This is a genomic window from Microcoleus sp. PH2017_28_MFU_U_A, assembly GCF_020738035.1.
GTDB lineage: Bacteria > Cyanobacteriota > Cyanobacteriia > Cyanobacteriales > Microcoleaceae > Microcoleus.
In genome coordinates this window covers 81,644-105,371 of record NZ_JAEQCX010000031.1, presented here as the reverse complement: position 1 = coordinate 105,371, position 23,728 = coordinate 81,644, and the positions used below count along the sequence as shown (strand labels likewise).

Sequence of the window (23,728 nt, the reverse complement as noted above, 5' to 3'; positions counted from 1 at the left end):
AAACCCGGTTTCTTTGTGGGCGAGTGCGTAACTCCTACGGTTGTTAGTCATCAACGCCCAACATGGATACGCGGATGACACAAATTTATTATCCGTATCTCCGTGGCGATCGCTGTCCGGCGGTCAGTCCATAGCATAAAATTAGAAAAGAAAGAGATATTATTTTCCTAAAGCTAAACTTGCCCGTGACTCCTAATCCATTTGCCGAAGAACGCCTGCTATTTGCCCCAGCAACCCCCGATGCTGATGCTATTCCGACTATTTTTGCATTTCCCAACGAGTACACGGTGGGGATTACCAGTCTCGGCTATCAGATAGTGTGGGCAACTTTAGCCGTGCGATCGGATATTGAAGTCAGCCGTTTATTTACTGATATCAACGAACCACTTCCCCGATATCCAGAATTGCTGGGATTCTCGCTTTCTTGGGAACTCGATTATGTAAATATTCTCAATTTATTGGAATCTCTAGAAATTCCGATTTGGGCATCAAAAAGAACTGACAATCATCCAATAGTATTTGGTGGTGGCCCGGTTCTTACCGCGAATCCCGAACCTTTTGCAGAATTTTTTGATGTAATTTTGCTGGGAGATGGCGAACATCTCATTGATAATTTTATTGATGCTTGTAAAGAAGTTCGTAGTGCCGACAGACAAACTAAATTGCGGCATTTAGCGCAAGTTCCTGGGGTTTACGTTCCCAGTTTGTACGAAGTAACTTATTTGGATGCCACGGAGGGGATTAAATCGATTCATCCTGTGGATTCTGAAATTCCTAGTATGGTGGAAAAACAGACTTATCGCGGCAATACTTTGTCTGCTTCTACTGTAGTGACAGAAAAAGCGGCTTGGGAAAATATTTATATGGTGGAAGTGGTGCGGAGTTGCCCAGAAATGTGCCGTTTCTGTTTGGCAAGTTATCTCACTTTACCATTTAGAACTGCGAGTTTGGAGGATTCGCTAATTCCGGCGATCGATCGCGGTTTAGCTGTGACTAATCGTTTGGGTTTGTTGGGTGCTTCTGTGACTCAGCACCCAGAATTTGAAGCATTGCTGGAGCATTTAAACCATCCGAAATACGACGGAGTGCGGCTGAGTCTTTCTTCGGTACGCACGAACACGGTGACAGTTAAGTTAGCGGAAATATTGACAAACAGAGATAGCAAGTCTGTGACGATTGCGGTGGAAAGTGGTAGCGAACAAGTTCGCAAGATTGTGAATAAAAAACTCACTAACGATGAAATTATTCAAGCTGCTATTAATGCTAAGGCTGGTGGCTTAAAAGGGATTAAGCTTTACGGTATGGCGGGAATCCCCGGCGAAGAGATGGAGGATTTGGAGGAGACAGTGGCGATGATGAAGGCGATTAGAAAAGCCGCTCCGGGTTTGCGCTTGACTCTGGGATGCAGCACTTTTGTCCCGAAATCTCATACTCCTTTTCAGTGGTTTGGTGTGAATAAAGATGCGGAGAAGAGGCTGAAGTTTTTAGATAAAGAATTGCGGAAGTTGGGATTAGAATTTAGACCTGAAAGCTATAACTGGTCTGTGATTCAGGGTTTGCTATCAAAGGGCGATCGCAGATTGTCTAAGCTGTTGGAATTAGTGCGACACTACGGAGATACTTTGGGAAGTTATCGGCGGGCTTTTAAGGAGTTGCGGGGAGAGTTACCGGAAATGGATTTTTATGTTTTCCAAGAGTGGGATTTAAATCAGGTTTTGCCTTGGAGTCATTTAAAAGGGCCCTTACCAGAAGCGACTTTGAAGAAGCATTTGGCTGAGGCTATGAGTCATTCGATTTGAGATTTTGGATTTTAGATTTGGAATCAATATTTCTGGTTCTCGATATTTCAATCGATTGCATTTGTAATGGAAAAATGTAGATTTTAAGACAATAATGGTACGTAGTTGCGCTTCAGCGCTCTTTCTTATATATAAAGCAATACGGTTCACTTAAGATAATAAAGGTACGTAGTTGCGCTTCAGCGCTCTTTCTTATATATAAAGCAATACGGTTCATTCATGTACTGCTAGTCGTGAAACTCCCATGAAAAATAGATACAGTTTGCTTCGTTCCTCTCGAAAGACAATCTTAAGTAAACCGTATTAGATTTTAAAATGGAGTATTTGCAGTTTAAGAGTTAGGAAATGGCGGAATGCAAAAGAAAGTTTGACAGTTATCCTATTTTCAGGCTCTAGGGGGTTAGTTTGATTTTAGGCGATCGACTTTATTTGCGATCTGGCGAGTGCAGAGGTGCGGATCTTTGAGATTTTCGATATGCAAGTTAGGGATTCTTCGCAGGATCCACACCCTACAATTACTGTTGCTTTGATCGTCAAATTTCCCGCAGGGAAACGGCACTGCCGTGTCCGAATTTCGGGGCAATTGTCGATCCGATTTAAAACTGCTATAATTTCCACCAAAAGGTCGATCGCCCAATCAAAACTCGATCGCCAAACAGCACCTACTTTTCCATGATGACCACAAAATCCTCAATCATCACGTCAAAAGTGCGGGCCAACTTGTACACTGCGGCAAAGTCAACCATCGCCATCCCCTGAGAGCGGGCATAATTGCTAATCGTACTGTACCCCACGCCCGATCGCTGGGCAACCTCCTTCAGCGTCCATCCCTTCTCGGCCGCCAACTCTCGAACCCGCAACCTGACTAAACCTTTACTCATATAAACTATTTACAAAATTTTGGATTTAGTATAATATAGCAAAAAGCGATCGCCCAGGTCATTCGATTTTAGATTTTAGATTTTAGATTTTAGATTGACTCTAAAGATGAATCTAGAAGCTGGAACGTTGGTCTAAAATTTGGGGCCGCTTACGGGAGAAATCGGCGCTTGTATCCGTTTGGCGGCAGAGTCAACGAAACTAAAGGCGATCGCCCGTTATAATTAATGCCGAGAGATAATTACTGTCGATCGCACCTAGCAGATAGACTGAGCTACCACCACCAGATGCAACTACAATGATATTAGAGAATCAGTTAAGATCGTCGTCAGCGATCGGCGCCTCAAAAATTATTCACAAATCGTTGACGGTCAATCCGCGATCGAGATTTGTCACCGAAGAAACCGTAGCACTTTTGTTCAACATCACGCCCGACCAAATTTACCGAATCGAATGCTGTCACAACATGGTGTACGTACACGCCAAAGGCCTCAGCAGATTCGTCAGCTACGCCGATTTCCCCCCAATCTTAGAAGTAAAACCGGCCTGCACCCAAGACTATCTCGGCTGGTACAAACGCTGGAAACGCACCCAAGCACCAGAATTTTGGACTAAATTTTATACGTACAACTTCAAAGCCGCTGTTTCAGTTGACAGCTTGCACGAGTGGGGTAAATTAGTCGCTACAGTTAAATTGGTAATTTCTGCCTCAGCATTGCAACAATTGCGCGATGTTTACGCTCAAGAAAAAACCTTAATGGAAAGTTTCTAAAGGGAGCATCTCATTTTGGTAAAAAGCATTTTTTCTTTGAGTGCGAGCGGGGACAGCACTACAAATGCAAAACTGAGATGCTCCCGAAGCTTTCTTGCCCTATCTTTTTTTAGGCGATTTGTCTAGGATTGCCGGACTGTCTGATTTTCAGGCAACCTGTCACCCCGTCAGCTCGATTATTCTCCTGCATCACCAACTAAGCGCGTGAGTCATTGCGCCAGCAGCAGCAACGATCGTTTCGCCTGATTCCGATCGCCCCCCTATACAAAATTAGCCGGATCTTGATCTCGCCGGTGCTTCACGGGAATAGGCTCACCTTGACCGTCACCCACGAGGGCGGCAGTTTCCTCTAAGCTTTCCCTCAGCCGTTTGGCCGCGTAAATGGACATATCGCGGGGCACATTTACCCGATCGCGCAAATACCGCAAAGCCCCATCAGAACCAACCGGCGGCGTACAACTTTCGCCAGTCACCATCAAAGTTAAAGCACAGCGCAAAGCCTCATCGAATAAGTTGTCATCAGCAGGGTTGACTTGAACGATCTTGTGGCGGTGTTTGATGACGCGCTGGAGTGCTTCAGCGCGGGAGGTTTCCGGTTCTGGATACATGACATCCGGGAGTCCGGCCCAAGGCCCATTATCTACGCGGGTTTTGTTGACTAGCATCTGCGGTTCACCGTTTTCATAGCACCCGCCCATTTGAGGTGGCAAATCGTGGACGTGCGTGTGGAAGTCGCTTTGAGTGCCGCGATAGGTGGGGCGACTTTCCATCCCTGCAAACCAGTCAGCAAAGCGCGGGTTTTCTTCCCGCATGGAATATCCCTTGTAGTAATAAAGACTGGCATTCATCCGTTCGACGTAGGGCGTAAAAATTACATCCGCAGTGCCAAACTCATCCAGAAAATATGGCCCGGGCGATCGCGCGAGTGCTGCTTCGACATCGGCGACGACGCTGATAAATTGCTTGCGGTTGTGTTGTTCTATTGCGGTTGAACTCGCCGGGTAGCACAGCCAAGAGCACCACGCTCTAAACAGCAGTCGCTCTAGGCGCCGCAGCGGAAGGACTTCGGGGTTTTTCATGCCCAAACTCAAGGGGCCGAAGACTTGTTCGAGGGCGATTAAGATATCATCGCTTTCGGTAATGATGCGGCCGTCTAGTTCGATCGCGGGTAACATTCCCGACGGCACTTTACGCTTGTACCAACTTTCTTTTGCCCCATAGCAGAACATGGTAACTTTTTCAATGCGGTAGGGAATTTGTTTTTCTTCCAACCACAGCCAGATTTTTTGGCAATAGGGACACCAGCCATGATTGTCGCGGTACAGGGTGACTCTCACATCGGATTCGGTTTTTCCGAAGAGGCGCAAGCGGGATTGAGAGTTGGTGGGGCCGTTGACTGTATCGACTTGAAAGTCGGTAAGGGCTTCTAGTTGTGTCCAGGTTAGGGGAGTGGCGATCATCGTAGTAGATGTCATAGTTCAGTTGACAGTTGACAGTTGACAGTTGACAGTTGAGCTGGGACAGCTATCTCTCCATAAAACGAAGAGGATTGGAGCAATGAATAATTTTGTTTTATTTTCCCCTAAAAGGAGGAGGCTTTAAACTTTAAACCCATTCTTCTTGGTAATATTATTTTAGACTTGGGATTTTAGATTTTAGATTTCAAATTGGAGATTGGATTAACTGATTCTAAGGATCTGCCTTGGAATCCATATCCAAGAGTACATTTTTGCTCAGGAATCATGTAAAAATAAGTTGCGTAACTTTTTAATTGGAGCCTTTAAATTAAATACAGTTTAGCAATGCACCTGATCAAGTTATTTTTACACGGCTCCTCAGCTAAAAAATGCTTTTAGGACTCTCCATCCTCACGACTAACCTAACTAGAATTCTAGTTACAATTGGGGAGATGGTGGGGCGTCTTGAATTTTGGCGAGTGCTGCTTTAATTTGGGGAGTTGCCAGGAAGTTTTGGGTGGCTGCAATCAAGCGATCGCCCCAGAGGTTGTCTTTGAGAAAAGTTACTGTGGCATAGCGTTTGTCCAATTTCAGGGCGGCTTCTCCCAGGGATAAACCTTTTTCTTTGTCGCCTTTGGTGTAAAGTGCTACTGCTAGAGCTAGCATTGGTTCTGCTGCTTTGTCGTCGATCGCGATCGCTTCTTGCCAGCGGCGGATGGCGTTATCGATATCTCCCATTTCGTATTTGACTAATCCAATATTGTTGACAGCCGGCCAGAGTTTTTTTTCTAAAGCAAAGGCTTTTTCATATTGGGCGATCGCGCGATCGAACTGCTTTAGCTTGTAAAAAGCGTTACCTAAATCAAATAATGCGCCCGGAGTGTCGGGCTTTATTTTTAACCCTGCTTGCAAGTATTCGGCTGCTTTCTCGTAGTTCGCTTTCCGAAAGTGAGCTTCTCCCAAGACAAATTTAATTGACGCATTTTCTGGCGACAGAGATTGAGCTTGCCCTAAAGCTTCAATGCCTTTGTCAAACTGCTCGATTTGAAGGTACAAGCTGCCTAACAAAGTCCAAGTTTGAGCATTCTTGGGGGCTAACTGCGTCGCGAGTTCGGCGCTGGGGACGGCGAGTTGGAACTGCTGGAGTCTCGCTAGCTGAACGGCTCGTTCTGCAAGGCTCAAGGCTGTCTGTTCGAGTCCGGCTGAGTCGATTTGCAGGGTGTAAGGCAGGAGTGCCTGACAGGCAACGGGCTTGGGCATTGTCCACAAACCGAGTGCGAGTAACAGAGATATTAGAGGAAGACGATTAGGCACTGTATAGCCCCAGAAAAAAATATAATGGTTTCTCGCGCCTATAATAACTCATATTTTTGACTTTTGATATTGTTTCTGGGAGCAGCTCAATTTTGATTTTATAGTGCGAGCGGGGAGGCTCGCTGGTTTATCTAACTAAGCGAGCGGGGACAGCACTCCAATAAAAAAATCCTTTTTACAAAAATCAGATGTTTTCTTGTTTCCTGACTCGCAACGCTGCGCGGTTTTCCCTAAAATAGTTTCCTGAATTTGTTTTTACTCCTAAGCAATACTTTTTATTAACTGCTTTCGAGAGCGCTGAAATTCTCACGGTAAATGGGTAATATCAAATCCGGTTGCATCGAAATTATGTAGTGCGAGCGTCACGAAGAGCGGCCTGAATCGCTCTTCGTGACGCTCGCACGCTCAACGATTCAAATATATAATTCCGATGCAACCGGAAACGATATAATTTATTCATTTTTACCAGAAAGAATTGGTTGAAAGCCCTTGCGCCCGATCGGGAGAAATTAAAATCAGACTATTCATTACTCCAATCCTCTTACTTCCAGGCAAAGGTCAATCGAGATTTTAGAGGCGACCCCACGGATAAATTCGGGGGAAGAGAGGATTTTCGATTTTCGATTTGGGATTGATTCCACGGATAAATCACGTGGCGGGTACCATATGCAGAAATTCGCTTGTCACTGTCAACTGTCAACTGTTAACTGTCAATTGAATGAATCGACTTTATTTAGTTAATAAAGTCTGTTGAATTTTGTCTAACAATTGTGCTGCTGACAAGGAAGAAGGCAAAATTTTGGCAGATACTTCTTGCAGCAGAAAGTCGATCGCCTCCGATTCCGAATTTACAGCAGAGCGATCGTCCCAGACTAAAATTGGCAGTTTGACAGCCATTTGCCGCAGGTTCGATAGCGCTTGCAGCATCGCGGACGATTCTGAGGGAGCATCGCGCAAGCACAGCAACACTAAGTCCACGCTTTGATATTGCAACTGCTGCAAAACTTCTGTCCAGCAGGGAGCGATCGCCCCTCGAAAGCCTGCGGTTTGGATGTACTGAATCAAAGCTTGAAAGTTGGGAGTAGAAAACTTGGCATGGGGTACGGGAATCTCGGCTTTGGTCGATCGATCGCCCTTTGCCAATTCTCCCGTCGGATTCCCCCGAGTCGTGCAGTGCAAGTCCGGTAATGTCAAAATGTCAGCAAATAAAATGCTGGGCTTCCAACTCATGCCCGCAGCTACTTGAATCACTTGCCACAAGGCAGATGCCCCCAACCCGGTGCCTGAGGTTTCACTGCCTTCAGGACTCCCGCCTGACAAACAGGGAAATACCGACAATCCTTTGACTTGATTTGCTAGTTGCGTCGTTACGGGGTCTAAAGTCACTAAGGGCAGAGAACCCAAATTTCGAGACAGACTTAACTGTTCGATAAAAGCTAAGGGATTTTGCAGTTGGCTGGTACTGTCCAAGACGATCGCATCGGGCCGCCAAATTCGGGCCACGAGTTCTGCTTGGCCGAGGTCGTCTGCTTCCAAAACTCGGCAGTAGTTGGGGTTGAGGAGTAAAGCAGAACCTTGAGAGGAACTGTTTTGCGGGCTGAGCCACAACACGGTTAAAGAACTCCTGACCTTGCTCGTACTGGCATCGGGGCGACCGATCGAGTCTGCCAACAGCCGCCGTAAAGCGGCTTCTTCCACCGGCAAGCTCAAAAAGCCTTCGGCGCGGTTGACAGAAGCCCGTTCTTTTTCGCCTCTGGTGGCTGTGACGATCGCCGGAATCGATCGAGTATCCGGATCGCTCTTCAGCAGCGTCAGCACGTCCCAGCCGGACAGCAGCGGCAGCAGCGGGTTGAGGAAAATCGCTTCGGGACTGAACCTGCGAGCTTTTTCCAGCGCTTCGGTGCCGGAACGGGCGACTATTACTTGGTAGCCCAAACCAGAGAGGACTTTGCTTAAATCTTCGATATATTTAGGAACTGCTTCGACTATTAACACTAAACGAGAGCGAGAATTGGCGATCGGAATCTGATATTTTGGTTTGAATAATTCTTCCTCGTTCCCTGTATGTGCTGGGAATTCTTCCCCGCTATTTCCCGGAGGATTTGGGGGCAGCAACAATGTAAATTCAGAGCCTTGGTTTTCTGAGGAAATAAACGAAACGTCTCCGCCGTGGAGACGGGCGAGCCGTTGAGTCAGTACCAGTCCCAGTCCGGTTCCTTGAAAGCGCCTGGTGAGCGGGCTTTCAAGCTGTTGAAATTTCTGAAAGATCAGGTGCTGTTTGTCAGCCGGGATGCCGATGCCGGTATCCCAAACTGTGAAGGCGAGCCAACCTTCCCAAACATTTACTTTCAATCCTATTTTGCCGCCAGCTTCGGTGAATTTTAGGGCGTTGGAAAGCAAGTTAACGAGCATTTGCCGCAGCCTTAGTTCGTCGGCAATTAAATAGCTCAGTCCCGGCTCTATTTCGAGTGTAAATTCAATTTTTACAGGTGGTTCTTCTTGAGAAGCTTCGCCCTTGGTTTGGCTGGGCTGGGAAGGTGATTTTTCTTCTTGCTGTTGCAGTTGTTTTGCTTGTTCAAAGGCTCTTTTGCAGGTGGCTGCTATTTCGACTGGTTCGGGAATTAGTTCTAGCTGCCCGGTTTCCATGCGGGTCAAGTCTAAAATGTCGTTCACTATTGTCATCAAATGCCGCCCGCTTTGATGGATTAGTTTGGCGTAGCGTGTTTGGCGATCGTTGAGTTCTCCGATCAATTTATCTTTGAGGAGGCTGGACAAACCGAGGACGGCGGTGAGAGGGGTTTTTAGTTCGTGGCTGATGCAGGACAAAAATTCGTCTTTGAGTCGGTTGAGGTGGATTAAATCTGCGTTTTTTGCTGCTAGTTCTTTGGCGACTAAATGTTCTTCGGTGACATCTTGTCCCATTACTAAAATTAGTTGATTTGAGAGAGGCTGTTTGACAAATTGCCAGATCCGTTCTTGACCTGTTTGTACGGGACAATCACAAATATATGTATCTGGTTTGCCGGCGGTGGGACACCAAGCTGGAGCGGTTAAGGTAGATGGAGAGGCGGCGGCGTACAGGGGTAGCGGACAACTGGTGGCTGCGGTTCCATCACGCGCGGCGAAGCTATCCCGCAGCCCCTCGCCCGATCGACTTGCTCCTACTAGGCTCCTGCACTCAGATGTGACGGCATCTACTTCAACGCTCTTGTATTCTGTTGCTACATGGCTTGGTTTGTGGGGCGAGTGTTTGCCCAAATTTGCTGTTGGTTCGGGAACTGGATCTGGGCCAGCTCCCAGCAAAATCCGCCACGCTGCGTTTTGGCTGACTATTTGGCCGGTGGGAGTTTGCAATCTCAGGGGTAGGGGCAGTTTTTCTAGGAGTTGGACTAGGGAGTTGAGGTTTTCCGAGGGTTTCAATCCTGCTTCTAGGAAGCGCACTTGAGATCCTAGGGCTGTGGCGATGGCTGCGGAAACCGTGGTTAATTCAATTTCTTTGACTGCTGTGGCTTCGGGCCTCAGGCTGCTGTTAACTGCGGCGAATTGCAGCAGGCTCTGACACTCTAGCATTCCTAAAAATTTCCCGCTGGCATCTGTCAGGCCGATCGGGCTTTTGGAGCCACCACCGGCGCTAAGGCCAGACTCCGCAGGGGTGTTAAGTTCCTCTATTTGCAAATATTCCCAGAATTCGCTGACGCTCAGAGTCCCAGGGATTACCCGGATCGGCTCGATCGGCAGCGAACTTGCTGACAAAGGTTGCTCCCAGTCGTTTGTGCGATCGATCGCCCAGACCCAAAAGCGGCTCAGGTAAACTAATCCTAGGGGTTGTAGCTGTTCGTTGACTACTGCAATTCGATCGCAGTTGCCCTGGCTGAAAATTGACTGTAGCGATGATAGCGCCGCCGTTTGGAGGCACAGGGGCACTAACTCGATAAAATTTTTGAGACTGGGGCTGGTGGTTGACATAACAAACCTGAGAGTCTGCTATCAATAGCAGTAATATTTTTGATACCAATGTAGCTGCCGATCTTTTGTATCTTATTTAGTTTTATACCAGTTCTCGATCGAGCCCCGGATCTGCACCGAGACCTACGAATTTGATGCCTGCACCTGATTTGAGGCAACTACCAATTATTTTAAGCCTTAAGCTTAATTGCAGAAATCAGGATAGGGGTGCTTGACACATCTGCCAATAAGTACACTCTGACGATCCCGCTGCTAAAAGCCGATCGCCATATTTTGCAGTTAAGATTGGTTACAATAAATGTTTAAATGATTGTTAAAATGTTAAGTATTTTATTATATAAGGAGATATCAACTCTGAGCGATCCAGCACTTTCGGGCAACTTGGGTAGTTCACCTACAGGTTTGCTGCCCCAACTGTCGATCGGTATTTTTATCCGCTCTGAAAAAAATGCCAGCGATGCGATCGAGCTTTTGAGCGGGGAACGCTATACGTTAACGCACATTAAATCGGCGGTGGAGTTTTTGGGATTCCTCAAGCACAATTACCACCTCGATTGTTTGGTTTTTGACGTAGATGACGTAGATAGGGATTTGCAATTGCTTTTGAGCAAGCTGCAAGAACGATCGCTCTTTTTACCTGCTGTGTTTTTTTTGCCCCAGCCGGCAGGGGATGGCAGCCAAGAAGCACCACCCTCAGATGCTTTGGAGGGCGCGGCGAGTACCGCCGAGAAGAGTCAAGATCAAAAAAGTTGTGCTTTTTTTTATCACCCGGCTGAGGTGCAACTACCAATCGCGAGATCGAGCGACCTAGGTACAAGTATCGATCGGGCGATCGCACAATTTCTGAAACTTTCAACTCCGGTTCCTGTCAATGACCAATCCGCAAGGGTCGATGCCACGGCCCAATTGACTGCTCAAAGTTTACTCCAACGACAGCAGCGCCGACTTGCGGAAAAATTACGGGAGCGATTAGGATACTTAGGTGTGTATTATAAAAGAAATTCTCAGATTTTTTTACGAAATCTTTCGGGAGAAGAGAAGCAAAAGTTTTTGGAGCAACTCAAGTCAAGTTATCGCGACATCGTTTTAAATTATTTTGATGAAGATACTGCGGTCAACAATCAAATAGATGAATTTGTAAATTTAGCTTTTTTTGCCGATGTTCCCGTGACTCAAGTTGTAGAAATTCACATGGAATTGATGGACGAATTTGCTAAACAGCTAAAATTAGAAGGCCGCAGCGAGGAAATATTGCTCGATTACCGCTTGACTCTGATTGACGCGATCGCTCATCTATGCGAGATGTACAGGCGATCGATTCCCAAAGAAACATCTCAAGTTCAGTTGACAGTTGACAGTTGACAGTTGACAGTTGACAGTTGTCACGAAGGAAGAAGGAAGAAGGAAGAAGCAAGAAGGAAGAAGGAAGAGTTGACAGTTGACAGTTGACAATTAAAAATCTTCAATCCCCAATCGAAAATCCAAAATCCAAAATCCTAAATCGTTTGACAGTTGACAGTTGACAGCTTGCCCCCCAAGTGCAGTCGAAGGGATGAGGGCGACATCTACCTGGAAGTCCGAGGATTCGAGTAATGAATAGTCTGATTTTAATTTCTCCCTACAAGGGTTCCGGCTTTCAACCAATTCTTTCTGGCAAAAGCAAGAAGCAAAAAGCAAGAAGCAAGGAAAAATTTAACAAACTAGAAAGGAGAAGACAGTCGGCAGCGCGATCGTGACGCTGAAATTATTATAAAATAACAAAGAACAGCGGATTCAAGACCAATAACAACTACAACTAACATCTGACAACTAACACTCAACATTTAAAAAAGTTCATGAGTCCTCTGAAGAAAACCTACATTCTGAAGCTGTACGTTGCCGGGAACACTCCCAACTCAGTGCGAGCTTTGAAAACCCTAAAAGACATCCTAGAACAGGAATTTCAAGGAGTCTACGCCCTGAAAGTCATAGACGTTCTCAAAAATCCTCAGCTAGCAGAAGAGGACAAAATTCTAGCAACCCCCACCCTGGCGAAAATCCTGCCGCCGCCGGTGCGAAAAATTATCGGCGATTTGTCCGATCGTGAGAAAGTTCTGATAGGATTAGATTTGCTCTATGAAGAACTTCGCGAAGAAGACCTGAATTCATAAGATAATCAGAAGACAGTCATTGATCCGCAGTCAGCAGTCATTAGTTATTGAGCAAGAACCCAAATTACAAGCTGGGTATAAAGACTCATGGGCTGGGTTAATGAGTGAGAAATAAAGAATACTGAGAGTTGACAAAAATCGACATGAATGAAATTAGTCAAACGGTGCAACCAGAAGGATTGGTAACGGCAGGCGTTGAAAAGATTCGCACGATGATTGAGGGTTTCGATGACATCAGTCACGGCGGAATGCCGATCGGCAGAACCACCCTAGTCAGCGGCACGTCAGGAACGGGAAAAACTTTATTTGCCGTACAATTTATATATAACGGAATCATCCATTTTGACGAACCTGGAGTCCTCGTAACTTTTGAAGAATCTCCGACAGATATTATTAAAAATGCTTGCAGTTTCGGTTGGGATTTGGCACGGCTAATAGATGAAGGCAAGCTATTTATTTTAGATGCTTCCCCCGATCCAGAAGGTCAGGATATTGTGGGAAACTTTGATTTATCTGCTTTAATCGAGCGAATTCAGTACGCCATTCGCAAGTACAAAGCCAAGCGCGTTTCTATAGATTCAGTAACAGCCGTATTTCAGCAGTACGAAGCTGCATCTGTGGTGCGCCGAGAAATCTTTCGCTTAGTTGCGCGCCTCAAACAAGTAGGCGCAACTACAGTTATGACTACCGAACGGGTTGAAGAATACGGCCCGGTGGCGCGGTTTGGAGTGGAAGAGTTTGTGTCGGATAATGTCGTGATTGTTCGCAACGTCTTGGAAGGCGAACGCCGCCGCCGCACCATCGAAATTTTGAAGTTGCGCGGTACAACTCACATGAAGGGTGAATATCCTTTTACTATGACCAATGATGGTATTAATATTTTCCCCTTGGGGGCCATGCGATTAACTCAAAAGTCTTCTAACGTGCGGGTTTCTTCCGGCGATAAAACTCTCGACGAGATGTGCGGCGGCGGTTTCTTTAAAGACTCGATTATTTTGGCTACCGGTGCGACGGGAACCGGCAAAACGCTGTTGGTAAGCAAGTTCTTGCAGAATGCTTGTATGAACGGCAATCGGGCACTACTTTTTGCCTATGAAGAGTCGCGAGCTCAGTTGTTCCGCAATGCTTATTCTTGGGGCATTGATTTTGAGGAAATGGAACACAAAGGACTGCTGAAGCTGCTGTGTACTTACCCCGAATCTGCGGGCTTGGAAGACCACTTGCAGACGATTAAATCAGAAATTGCTGAGTTCAAACCTTCTCGAATTGCCATAGACTCGCTTTCAGCCCTAGCTAGGGGTGTCAGCAATAATGCTTTCAGACAATTTGTGATTGGGGTGACTGGTTTTGCGAAGCAGGAAGAAATCACCGGCTTTTTTACGAATACCAGCGACCAGTTTATGGGTTCTCATTCGATTACGGACTCCCATATTTCTACAATTACTGACACGATTATCATGCTTCAGTATGTAGAGATTCGAGGCGAAATGTCGCGGGCAATTAATGTGTTTAAGATGCGCGGTTCGTGGCACGACAAAGGAATTCGAGAATACACGATTACTGAAAGAGGCCCACAAATTAAAGATTCGTTCCGTGGCTACGAACGGATAATCAGCGGTTCTCCAACTCGGATTTCGGTTAATGAGAAGAGTGAGTTATCGCGGATTCTCCAGGGCGTGCAAGGTCAAAACGATGACGATATTTGACAATCGGCAGTCTGTTGTAGGGTGTGCGGTGCGCGCTGCTGTGTTCTGAAATCGCCCGCACAGCCAGAACTCCTTTACCAGAAATAATTGATTGAAAGCCCCAAGCCCGGGAGAAATTAAAATCAGACTATTCATTACTCCAATCCTCATCCTTCTGGGTAGAGGTCGCTCTCCAACTGTCAACTGTCAACTGTCAACTGTCAACTGTCAACTGTTGAACATTGGTCATAAAAAAGATCGATCGCGAACGATCGATCTTTTTATTAATTTCAGTGAGCACGGAGGGATTTGAACCCCCGACCCTCAGGACCGGAACCTGATGCTCTATCCACTGAGCTACGTGCCCTCGACTTTTTCGAGTATAACACGTCTTGTCGAAAATGGCTAGTCGATCGAGCAAATTCGATCGACCCTCTCCAAACCGCTGGGCCGATGCGGGTTCTACTCGCCCGCGCGTATCGTGTATCAGGCACTTCTCGCAGCCTGAGACGGCAAATTTTGACAATTATCCTCAAAATAATAGGACAATGGGTAAAATAATATACTTTAATCTAAGCAAAGATTAGGCTCACATTCGATCGCGGTTCAGCGTCTACCACAGCTAATACAGCCCGCATCAATTTCCTCTAGCTAGTAGGTAGTAGATGGCGCTGCTGTTAAGATAAGCTCTCCAAGAACGGTTCTAGGCTAAGTTCACCAAACCTCTGAATCTTATGATTGATAAAATGTTAGATAAATTATCGCTGAGAACTGTTCTCATAGTTCCATTTGTGCTGCAAATCGTCGCAGCCGTGGGACTCGTAGGATATCTCTCCTTTAGAAACGGACAAAAAGCAGTTAATAATCTTGCCACTCAGTTAATGAGCGAGGTGAGTTTGCGTGTCGAGCAAAACCTGCAAGTTTACCTGACTACTCCCCATCAAATCAATCAAAGCAAGCTCGATACTGTCAAACTGGGCTTGTTAAACATGGAAAATTTATCAGATTGGGAGAAATATCTTTGGCGACAAGTACAATTATATCCTTATATAAATTTTACATCTATTGCTAACAACAAGGGAGACTATAGAACCGGAGAAAAACTCTCAACTGGCCCTCTCATGATTAATATGTCAGGCAAATCTACTGGCTTTGATTTTTATTCATACAATACTAACAATACAGGCGATCGCACTACCGTAGCAGCAATGGTCAAAAAATTTGACATCCGCGAACATCCTTCGTACCAAAATGCAGCTAATGTCGGCAAACCAACTTGGAGCTCAGTTTATATTTCGTTTCTTGAACCAACATTAATACTCAGCGCACTCCAACCTGTATACGATAACAACCAGCTAGAAGGAGTATTAATTGCTGCTTTGCGTCTCGACCATATTGGAATATTTTTAAACAGTCTCAAGATCGGCAAATCCGGTCAAGCATTTATTGTCGAAAGAAATGGTACGTTACTCGCAACTTCAACAGCCGAACAACCATTCCGTACCAAAGATAATAAAAAAGAACTGTTTAAAGCAGAAGAGAGTGTTGACCCCTCGACTCAAGCTACAGCTAAATATGTAGCAGCTCGTTTTCGGGAATTAAAGGAAATTAAAACTTCCTATATCTTAAATTTTGAAATAGACGGCAAGCGACAATTTGTAAAAGTCCTACCTTTCCAAGACGGCAAAGGTTTGGACTGGCTGATTGTGGTAGTTGTTCCTGAAGCAGATTTCACCGAACAAATCGATGCCAATACTCGCATGACAATTTGGCTTTGTTTGGCAGCTTTAGCCATAGCTGTAGTTATCGGCATTCAGACTTCTCGGTGGGTGACAAATCCAATTTTGCGCTTAAATACAGCAGCTAAAAATATTGCTAAAGGCGAATGGGACACCACAGTAGAAAGCGAACGTTCCGACGAATTGGGAGAATTAGCCAAGTCATTTAACAGCATGGCTCAACAACTGCAACAATCTTTTGCAACTTTAGAACACCGAGTGCAAGAGCGGACTGCCGAATTGGCTGTAGCCAAGGACAAGGCGGAAGTAGCCAATCAAGCTAAAAGTGCCTTTCTGGCTAACATGAGTCACGAATTGCGATCGCCCCTCAATGCAATTCTCGGCTTTTCCCAACTGATGACTCGCAGCCAAACCCTATCCCGAGAACACCAAGAAAATCTTAGCATAATTAGCAGCAGCGGAGAACACCTGCTCACCCTGATTAATAACGTGCTCGATTTATCTAAAATTGAATCGGGGCGCACCACCCTCAATCCCAAAAAATTCGACCTCTATCGCCTGCTACACGACTTGGACGATATGTTTCAACTCAAAGCAGACGACAAGCATTTGCAGTTAGTTTTCGATCGCAGTCCCGACTTACCGCAATACGTAGAAACTGACGAGTTAAAATTGCGGCAAATATTAATTAATTTGCTAAATAACGCTCTTAAATTCACAGAATATGGCGGTGTTTGTGTCAGAGCTAGCAAGCATTTAATCAGCCAAGACCGAGAGAAAAAATCAGTAAATAATCTTGTATCAAAAACCTACAAAAATACAGGAATTGAGGTCAGTAATAACATTAAATCTCCACATTTAACTTTGTCAGAAAATGCGAGTTATAAAAGCCACAATGACGGTTCAACTTCTGCCTCATCCTTCTTTATTCATTTTGAAGTCGAAGATACTGGCCCAGGTATTGCTGCCAATGAATTAGACAATCTTTTTGAAGCTTTCGTGCAAACCCAGACAGGCAAAGATTCCCAAGAAGGTACAGGCTTGGGATTGCCAATCAGCCGCAAATTTGTGGAATTAATGGGTGGCGAAATCAGCGTCAATTCTGCTGTTGGGAAGGGCACTAATTTTCAGTTTGATATTCAAGTTATTGCGGTGGAGGCGGCTGATATTTCTATCCCAAAACAAACTCGCAATGTGATTGCCTTGGAACCCAACCAACACCCCTATCGAATTTTGATAGTAGATGATAAACTGCTCAACCGCCAACTGTTGATTAAGCTTCTCAATCCTCTGGGTTTTGAACTGAAAGAAGCTACTAACGGTCAAGAAGCTATTGAGATTTGGGACAATTGGGAGCCGCATTTAATTTGGATGGACATGAGAATGCCCGTGATGGACGGCTACGAAGCAACACAATACATTAAAGGCACTATTAAAGGTCAAGCTACTGCTATTATTGCGCTGACTGCGAGCGTTTTGGAGGAAGAACGGGCTGTAATTTTGTCGGCGGGCTGCGATGCTTTTATGCGGAAACCTTTCCGGGAAGCCGATATTTTCGATGCTATGCACAAACATATCGGAGTACGCTATATTTATGAAGATCCGGGGCAAGCTAACTCATCGGCAGTCAAAGAGCGCGATCGCGAAATGACTGCGGCTGACTTCCTTAAATTGCCTGAGTCGCTGGTAGCTGATTTAAAGCTGGCCATACTAAAAGTGGATATGGATTTCATTGAGAGTTCGATCGACCAAATTAGATTAAAGGATACAGTAACTGCTGCTGCGATCGCCAATTGTATAGAAAATTTCGAGTACGACAAAGTTTTAAAGTTAATCTCTCAAGCAAGCTCACATGAATAATGACATTCCTAGTACCCCTCCCGGTAATATTTTAGTAGTGGACGATACCCCAGCGAATTTGCGACTGCTAGCCGGAATTTTGAATGGCAAGGGCTATAAAGTCCGCCCCGTACCGAGCGGCGAGTTAGCACTTTCGGCCGCACAAGGTATGCCTCCCGATTTGATTTTGCTGGATATTATGATGCCCGAAATGAACGGGTATGAAGTTTGCGAAAAAATCAAAGCTGATGAACGCACTCGCGACATTCCGGTGATTTTTATCAGCGCGATAAATGACGTACTAGATAAGGTTAAAGCTTTTGCTGTAGGCGGAGTAGATTATATTACCAAACCCTTTCAGATGGAAGAGGTGCTAGTTAGAGTAGAAACCCATTTAGCAATGTGCCAGTTGCAAAAAAAACTCAAACAGAAAAACGATGAACTGACAATCACTTTAGAGCAACTGCAAGCAACTCAGGAGCAATTAGTTCAATCGGAAAAAATGGCTGCCTTAGGGCAACTGATTGCAGGCATTGCTCACGAAATTAATACGCCGCTAGGGGCGATTCGATCGTCTATTGGGAATATTACCGGCTTTTTGGATAACAATCTCGACAGTTTGCCAGTTTTTTTTAAAGAACTGTCTGCCGAACGCCAGCACGATTTTTTGAGTTTAATGTACAGTTCCCGCCAACAAACTTACTCTTTATCTACGCGAGAAAAACGGGAATTTAAAAGAGGCGTGAAGCAGCAACTAGATGCGGAAGGGATTGATAATGCTGACAGCCTTGCTAGCATTTTAGTCAATATCGGATTGCAAGGAAATGTGCAAGAATTCGTGCCGTTGCTCAAAGACCCTGACAGCGAAAATATTATCAAAACCGCCTACGATTTTGCTAGTATTCAAAAAAGCGCCAGAACCATCGCTACCGCTACAGAACGCGCTGCAAAAGTCGTTTTTGCTCTCAAAAATTATGCGCGTTACGATGTGCATGGGGATAAACTAGAAGTGAATATCACTGATGGAATTGAAACTGTATTAACTCTTTATCAGAACCAGCTAAAACAAGGTGTAGAAATCGTCAGAAACTATCAAGCTCAATTGCCTCCGGTATTGTGTTATCCAGACGAACTCAATCAAGTTTGGACAAATTTAATTCACAATGCCTTACAAGCGATGGACAATCAAGGAACTTTAACAATTGACGCCTGGGAGCAAGATACCAACTTTGCCGTAAAAATTACCGACAGTGGCGCTGGAATTTCACCGGAGATTTTGCCGAAAATTTTTGAGCCGTTTTTTACGACCAAACCAGCGGGAGAAGGCAGCGGATTAGGATTGGATATTGTCAAAAAAATCATTAAAAAACATCAGGGTACAATTGATGTGGAGTCGGTGCCCGGTCAAACTGCATTTACAGTGTCTTTGCCGATTAATTTAATTGAGTAGGTAAAACACCAGACTGAAATCTGGGGCTAAAAATTTGCAGTCTAGGCGCGCGGAATGTAGAATTTGGAAAACGGCGTGCTGCCCATCCGGGTTCACCCTGCCAGACGAAAGGAGGAAACTAGCGATGTCTAAACCAGCAATTTTGTGTGTTGACGATGAAGTAGCGGTGTTGGAAAGTCTGGAAATTGAACTGCAACAGGCATTTAAGGGTAAATATCTTTGCGAATTTGCTGAAAGTGCTGCCGAAGCACTGGAGATTATTGAAGAGCTGTGTGAAGATGAGGTTAACATTCTAGTTATTGTCTCTGATTGGTTGATGCCTGGAATGAAAGGAGATGAGTTGCTGATTAAAATTCATCAAAAATATCCGCAGATTGTGACAGTTATGCTGACAGGACAAGCGGACAAAGAAGCAATTGAACGCACAAAATCTCAAGCCAATCTTCATGCTTTTATACAAAAACCTTGGCAAAATCAAGAATTAATTGAAGCGATTAAGTCTGGTCTAGCAAAGTTATGAAAAAACCTGTGATTATTTGTGTGGATGATGAGCAGACTATACTCGATAGTCTGGAAATAGACCTGCTAAAAGCCTTTGAAGATAAATATTTAATTGAAACTGCTCAAAGCGGCGAAGAAGCTTTGGAATTGCTGTCTGAACTTTTAGCAGAACAGTATGAAGTTCCTTTGATTATTTCCGATCATATCATGCCGAATATGAAAGGAGACGAGCTATTGAGAAGCGTTCATGCCATCTCGCCGAGAACTCTCAAGATTATGCTGACGGGGCAGGCTAATTTGGAGGCGGTAGCCAATGCTATTAATTATGCTAAATTGTACCGATACATACCTAAGCCTTGGCAAACCGATGATTTAAAATTAACTGTTACTGAGGCAATCTACAGATATTTTCAAGATAAACAATTAGCTGAAAAACAAATAGAACTTCAGGAAATGAATCAGGAGTTGGCAAGATTAAACCGCAAGCAGGCGATGCTGATTGCTAAACTCCACGAAAACGAAAGTCGGTTGACGCAATACCTGGAAGCGATGCCGTTGGGCGTGTGCGTGCTTGATGCGAACGGTCAATCTTTTTATGCTAATCAAAAGGCGCGGGATGTATTTGGGAAAGGCACTGTACCCCATATTAATTCGGAGCAGAAAGCAGCAATTTATCAATTCTATAAAGCCGGAACTAATCAGAGATGTCCTGTGGAAGAATTGCCAATTATGCAGGCGCTGCGGGGCGAAAGTGTGCGGACTGAGGGTGTAGAAATTCGGACTGGTAATAAGGTTATTCCGGTGGAGAGTTGGGCGACTCCTATTTATGATTCTCTCGGGGATATTTGCTACGGGATTATTGCTTTTACTGATATTACGGAACGCAAGCAAGCTGAAGCAGCGCTGGTGCAAGCTGAAGAGAAGTATCGCCGGATATTTGAAAATGCTCTCGAAGGTATTTTTCAGACTGCACCTGACGGAACTTTGATTAGCGCTAATCCTGCTCTCGCTCAAATCTACGGCTATGATTCCCCTGAAGAATTGATGGCAAGTGTTAATGAGATTCAGCGGCAATTGTACGTGCAACCGCACCGCCGTCAAGAGTTTTTTGCGTTGATGGAACAGTACGGTACTGTGTCTGAGTTTGAGTCGGAAGTTTACCGCCGAGATGGCAGTATTATCTGGATTTCTGAGGATGCACGTACTGTTTTTGATGCTAGGGGTGAACTGCTTTACTACCAGGGTTTTGCTGAGGATATTACTTTGCGAAGACTTGTAGATGCGGAACGCCTGAAGTTTACGAATGATTTGGAAAAAGCTTTGATAGCTGAAGAAAAGTTCAATGAAGCGCTGTTAGAAAGCGAAAATCGGCTGACTCAATTGCTGGAAGCGGTGCCGGTGGGTATATTTGTGGTTGATGGTATTGGGAAACCTTGTTACATGAATTCTTGGGCTGAGAAAATACTTGGCAAAGGCTTGGTTTCTGATGTTATTCCTAGCACTTTGCCGGAAGTTTATCAAACTTACTGCGCCGGAACTAATGAGCTGTATCCAAGCGAGAGACAACCGATTGTGCGGGCGCTGGGGGGGGAAGTGGTGCACTCTGATGATGCAGAAATTCACCGCCCGGAGAGGATTGTGCCGATCGAGATTTGGGCGACTCCAATCTACGACGAACGGAAAAACATTGTTTACGCGATCGCAGTTTTTCAAGATATCACAGAGCGTCAAGAGGTAGAAACCGAGCGCCGCAACTTCACAGATGAGCTGCAAAAGGCTTTAGCAGCGGAAGAAAAATTAACAGATGCTTACGGGCGGTTTGTGCCGCACCAATTTCTACACTTTCTGGGATATGAAAGTATTCTGGATGTAAAATTAGGCGATCAGGTGCAGAAAGAAATGTCGGTGTTGTTTTCAGATATTCGGAATTTCACGGCTCTTTCAGAACAGATGAGTCCTGAAGAAAATTTTCAATTTATTAATGCTTATTTGTCGCGGATGGAGCCTGCAATTACTGAAAATTTTGGGTTTATTGATAAATACATTGGCGATGCAATTATGGCGCTGTTTAATGGCAGTGCGGACGATGCGGTGAAAGCTGGAATTGCCATGCTACAGCAGCTTAACGAGTATAATATGAGTCGCAGTCGGCCCGATCGCGCGCCGCTACAAATTGGCATTGGCATCAATACGGGTTCTTTGATGTTAGGCACGGTGGGGGGGCAAAATCGGATGGATAGCACGGTGATTAGCGATGCGGTTAATTTAGCTTCTCGCGTGGAAAGTTTGACGAAAGAGTATGGAGTTTCGATGTTAATTACTCACAATACTTTTGTACAGTTAAATGATGTTTATGATTTTAGGTTGATCGATCGCGTTACAGTCAAAGGCAAATCGCGCATGGTAACGGTTTATGAAATATTTACGGCCGATCCGCCCGAGTTGCGGCAGAAAAAGTTAGATACAAAGACAATGTTTGAGCAAGGTTTGGTTTTCTACAATAGTGACAAATTTCTCGAAGCTACAAGATTGTTTTCGGCGTGCTTGCAAGTCAATCCTGGGGATAAGGTAGCTCAAATTTATATGCACCGATGTGTGAAACGGGCGATCGCTCCTGCATAAGCTTTGTTTGCCCGAGAGATTGTCTGTTATGTTCGAGAGGGGGAGAGGGGAAGAATGGGGAGCATATCATTTTTATAAAAAGCATTTTTTCTTTGAGTGCGAGCACGCAAGAGTTCGCGTATTGTACAATACGCGAGCTCTTGCGTGCTCGCACTATAAATACAAAACTGAGATGCTCCCGGGAGAGGGGGAGATGGGTATTCTAGATTTAAATATGCAATTTTAATCTAGAATACCATAATTCTGGTTTACTTTTTCCCAAAATAATGTAACTTTAGGGAAGATCCCAACCCCGATTTAGTAAATCATCCCCAAGTCTAAAATCTAAAATATAAAATCTAAAATCTAAAATTGTTTAGATTGGCAGGGAAACGGAAACTATTGTTTCTTGCTGTGGCAAACTTTCTATTTTAAATTTTCCTCCGTGCAATTCTGCTAGGCGTTGAACAATGGCCAAGCCCAATCCCAAACCTGGTTGTTGGTAAAGTTTGCGATCGAACTGCCTGTAAGCTTCTAGCTGTGCAATCTGATCGGGAGTCATGCCGCGGCCTTGGTCTTTGACAGACAGAATAAAAGTCTCATTTTCCACGAAAGTGCTTAATAAAACTGGCGTTCCTTCTAAAGAAAATTTGAAGGCATTGTCCAGCAGTTCCTCAACAATTTTTGTAAGTCTCATAGAATCAATAGCTACCGACGCATCCTGCAAATTTAATTTTAAATCATCTGTTCTATTCACCTGTTTCGCTTGCTGGAGCGCTTTTTGAGTGAGCAAAGATTGTACGCAGCTAAATTGGCTACAGCGCATTTCTTTTAGCAGTTCGGGATTTGTGCCTGCTATCTCAAGTTCTGCATACAGCAAAAAGTTCTGAATCAGCCGATATAAGCGATGACCTGAAGTGTTAATTTGACCGATCATTTCTAAGATGTCTGAATCCTCGAACACCTGATATTCTGACAAAATTAACTCGGAAAAGCCCAGAATAGCATTCAAAGGAGTCCGCAATTCGTGGGGGAGCGACATACTAATATTAATGCGTAATTCGTCTAGGGTTTTTTGAGATTGCTTGCTAATTGTTTTCTGTTTATCAAGTCGAATAGCAATTGCTTTTAGCAGTTCTTGTGGCGTACAAGGTTTAGTAATGTAATCGTCTGCTCCCATTTCCATGCCAGTGCGAATGTCACTTTTATCGGCTTTGGCTGTGAGGAAAATAAACGGAATTGTGGCAGTTATGGGGTCGGAACGCAAAGCTTTGAGGACGCCGTGACCGTCAATTTCCGGCATCATCATGTCGCACAAAATTAAATCGGGGATTTGTGCGATCGCCAATTTGATACCGACTTTACCGTCGTTCGCTCCAATGCCTTCAAAATTCTCGGCTTCCAGCAACTCTAAAATGTTTTCTCTAATCGATTCTTCGTCTTCTATTACTAAAATCTTTGCCACGGTTATTGCTCCTTTTCGTTAGTAGTTGTTGCAAAAGATCTGTGTGAGGATACTTGACAAATTTGTTTGTTTGTGTTGTTAACTGAGCGTTAAGTGGCGGATGCTTATAGT

Annotated in this window: 16 protein-coding genes and 1 tRNA gene; 11 read left to right on the top strand and 6 right to left on the bottom strand. The window is 44.8% G+C overall.

All coding sequences use genetic code 11. The features are described from left to right. Positions 1–185: 185 nt before the first annotated feature. Together JGK14_RS05150 and JGK14_RS05145 are read left to right on the top strand one after the other, a co-directional pair. On the top strand, positions 186–1,799 hold the full coding sequence (locus JGK14_RS05150; RefSeq protein ID WP_325314825.1) for a B12-binding domain-containing radical SAM protein: 1,614 nt from the start codon (positions 186–188) through the stop codon (positions 1,797–1,799). 475 nt (positions 1,800–2,274) lie between these two features. Next, the gene (locus tag JGK14_RS05145; protein WP_293197537.1) at positions 2,275–2,475 is read left to right on the top strand and encodes a hypothetical protein; all 201 of its coding nucleotides are present in this window, start codon (positions 2,275–2,277) and stop codon (positions 2,473–2,475) included. On the opposite strand, the gene JGK14_RS05140 is transcribed toward JGK14_RS05145, so the two are convergent. Next, entirely contained in the window at positions 2,462–2,680 is a 219-nt protein-coding gene (locus JGK14_RS05140) for a helix-turn-helix domain-containing protein (protein WP_293175639.1), read from the bottom strand. The genes JGK14_RS05145 and JGK14_RS05140 overlap by 14 nt on opposite strands. 296 nt (positions 2,681–2,976) lie before the next feature. Between JGK14_RS05140 and JGK14_RS05135 the strand changes: the two genes are divergently transcribed. Continuing rightward, a complete protein-coding gene (locus JGK14_RS05135) occupies positions 2,977–3,450 on the top strand; it encodes a hypothetical protein (RefSeq protein ID WP_293155973.1) in 474 nt (157 codons plus the stop codon). Between the two features lie 260 nt (positions 3,451–3,710). On the opposite strand, the gene JGK14_RS05130 is transcribed toward JGK14_RS05135, so the two are convergent. From JGK14_RS05130 to JGK14_RS05120, 3 genes are all read right to left on the bottom strand, one after another. Further along, a complete protein-coding gene (locus JGK14_RS05130; RefSeq protein WP_293189787.1) occupies positions 3,711–4,925 on the bottom strand; it encodes a glutathione S-transferase family protein in 1,215 nt (404 codons plus the stop codon). A gap of 420 nt (positions 4,926–5,345) precedes the next feature. Next, positions 5,346–6,221 carry a tetratricopeptide repeat protein gene (locus JGK14_RS05125; protein WP_293204491.1) on the bottom strand — a complete coding sequence of 292 codons (876 nt, stop codon included), beginning with the start codon at positions 6,219–6,221 and terminating at the stop codon, positions 5,346–5,348. A gap of 729 nt (positions 6,222–6,950) precedes the next feature. Next, positions 6,951–10,187, bottom strand: coding sequence for an ATP-binding response regulator (locus JGK14_RS05120; RefSeq protein WP_325314824.1), 3,237 nt, complete (start codon positions 10,185–10,187; stop codon positions 6,951–6,953). Positions 10,188–10,493: 306 nt separating this feature from the next. Between JGK14_RS05120 and JGK14_RS05115 the strand changes: the two genes are divergently transcribed. From JGK14_RS05115 to kaiC, 4 genes are all read left to right on the top strand, one after another. Further along, a complete protein-coding gene (locus JGK14_RS05115; RefSeq protein ID WP_325314823.1) occupies positions 10,494–11,549 on the top strand; it encodes a circadian clock protein KaiA in 1,056 nt (351 codons plus the stop codon). 230 nt (positions 11,550–11,779) lie between these two features. After that, positions 11,780–11,923 (top strand): hypothetical protein, encoded by a 144-nt coding sequence (locus JGK14_RS05110; protein ID WP_293189783.1) that lies wholly within the window; start codon positions 11,780–11,782, stop codon positions 11,921–11,923. 99 nt (positions 11,924–12,022) lie between these two features. Then, the gene (gene kaiB / locus JGK14_RS05105; protein ID WP_265233654.1) at positions 12,023–12,337 is read left to right on the top strand and encodes a circadian clock protein KaiB; all 315 of its coding nucleotides are present in this window, start codon (positions 12,023–12,025) and stop codon (positions 12,335–12,337) included. A 143-nt stretch (positions 12,338–12,480) separates the two neighbouring features. Next, positions 12,481–14,043: a circadian clock protein KaiC gene (gene kaiC, locus JGK14_RS05100; protein WP_293175649.1), complete on the top strand. Its 1,563-nt coding sequence runs from the start codon at positions 12,481–12,483 to the stop codon at positions 14,041–14,043. 273 nt (positions 14,044–14,316) lie between these two features. Here kaiC and JGK14_RS05095 read toward each other — a convergent pair. Continuing rightward, positions 14,317–14,389, bottom strand: a tRNA-Arg gene (locus JGK14_RS05095). A gap of 367 nt (positions 14,390–14,756) precedes the next feature. Between JGK14_RS05095 and JGK14_RS05090 the strand changes: the two genes are divergently transcribed. The 4 genes from JGK14_RS05090 to JGK14_RS05075 all read left to right on the top strand — a co-directional run bounded on the left by JGK14_RS05090 (position 14,757) and on the right by JGK14_RS05075 (position 22,173). Continuing rightward, positions 14,757–17,621: a hybrid sensor histidine kinase/response regulator gene (locus JGK14_RS05090; protein ID WP_293204496.1), complete on the top strand. Its 2,865-nt coding sequence runs from the start codon at positions 14,757–14,759 to the stop codon at positions 17,619–17,621. Next, positions 17,614–19,050 carry a response regulator gene (locus JGK14_RS05085; protein WP_293155928.1) on the top strand — a complete coding sequence of 479 codons (1,437 nt, stop codon included), beginning with the start codon at positions 17,614–17,616 and terminating at the stop codon, positions 19,048–19,050. The genes JGK14_RS05090 and JGK14_RS05085 overlap by 8 nt, the downstream gene beginning before the upstream one ends. A 124-nt stretch (positions 19,051–19,174) precedes the next feature. Further along, complete coding sequence (locus JGK14_RS05080) at positions 19,175–19,570, top strand: response regulator (RefSeq protein ID WP_293175655.1); 396 nt, start codon at positions 19,175–19,177, stop codon at positions 19,568–19,570. After that, positions 19,567–22,173 (top strand): PAS domain S-box protein, encoded by a 2,607-nt coding sequence (locus JGK14_RS05075; RefSeq protein WP_293189780.1) that lies wholly within the window; start codon positions 19,567–19,569, stop codon positions 22,171–22,173. The genes JGK14_RS05080 and JGK14_RS05075 overlap by 4 nt, the downstream gene beginning before the upstream one ends. 355 nt (positions 22,174–22,528) lie before the next feature. Here JGK14_RS05075 and JGK14_RS05070 read toward each other — a convergent pair whose 3' ends face one another. Continuing rightward, positions 22,529–23,617 carry a hybrid sensor histidine kinase/response regulator gene (locus tag JGK14_RS05070; RefSeq protein ID WP_293175659.1) on the bottom strand — a complete coding sequence of 363 codons (1,089 nt, stop codon included), beginning with the start codon at positions 23,615–23,617 and terminating at the stop codon, positions 22,529–22,531. Positions 23,618–23,728 lie beyond the last annotated feature (111 nt).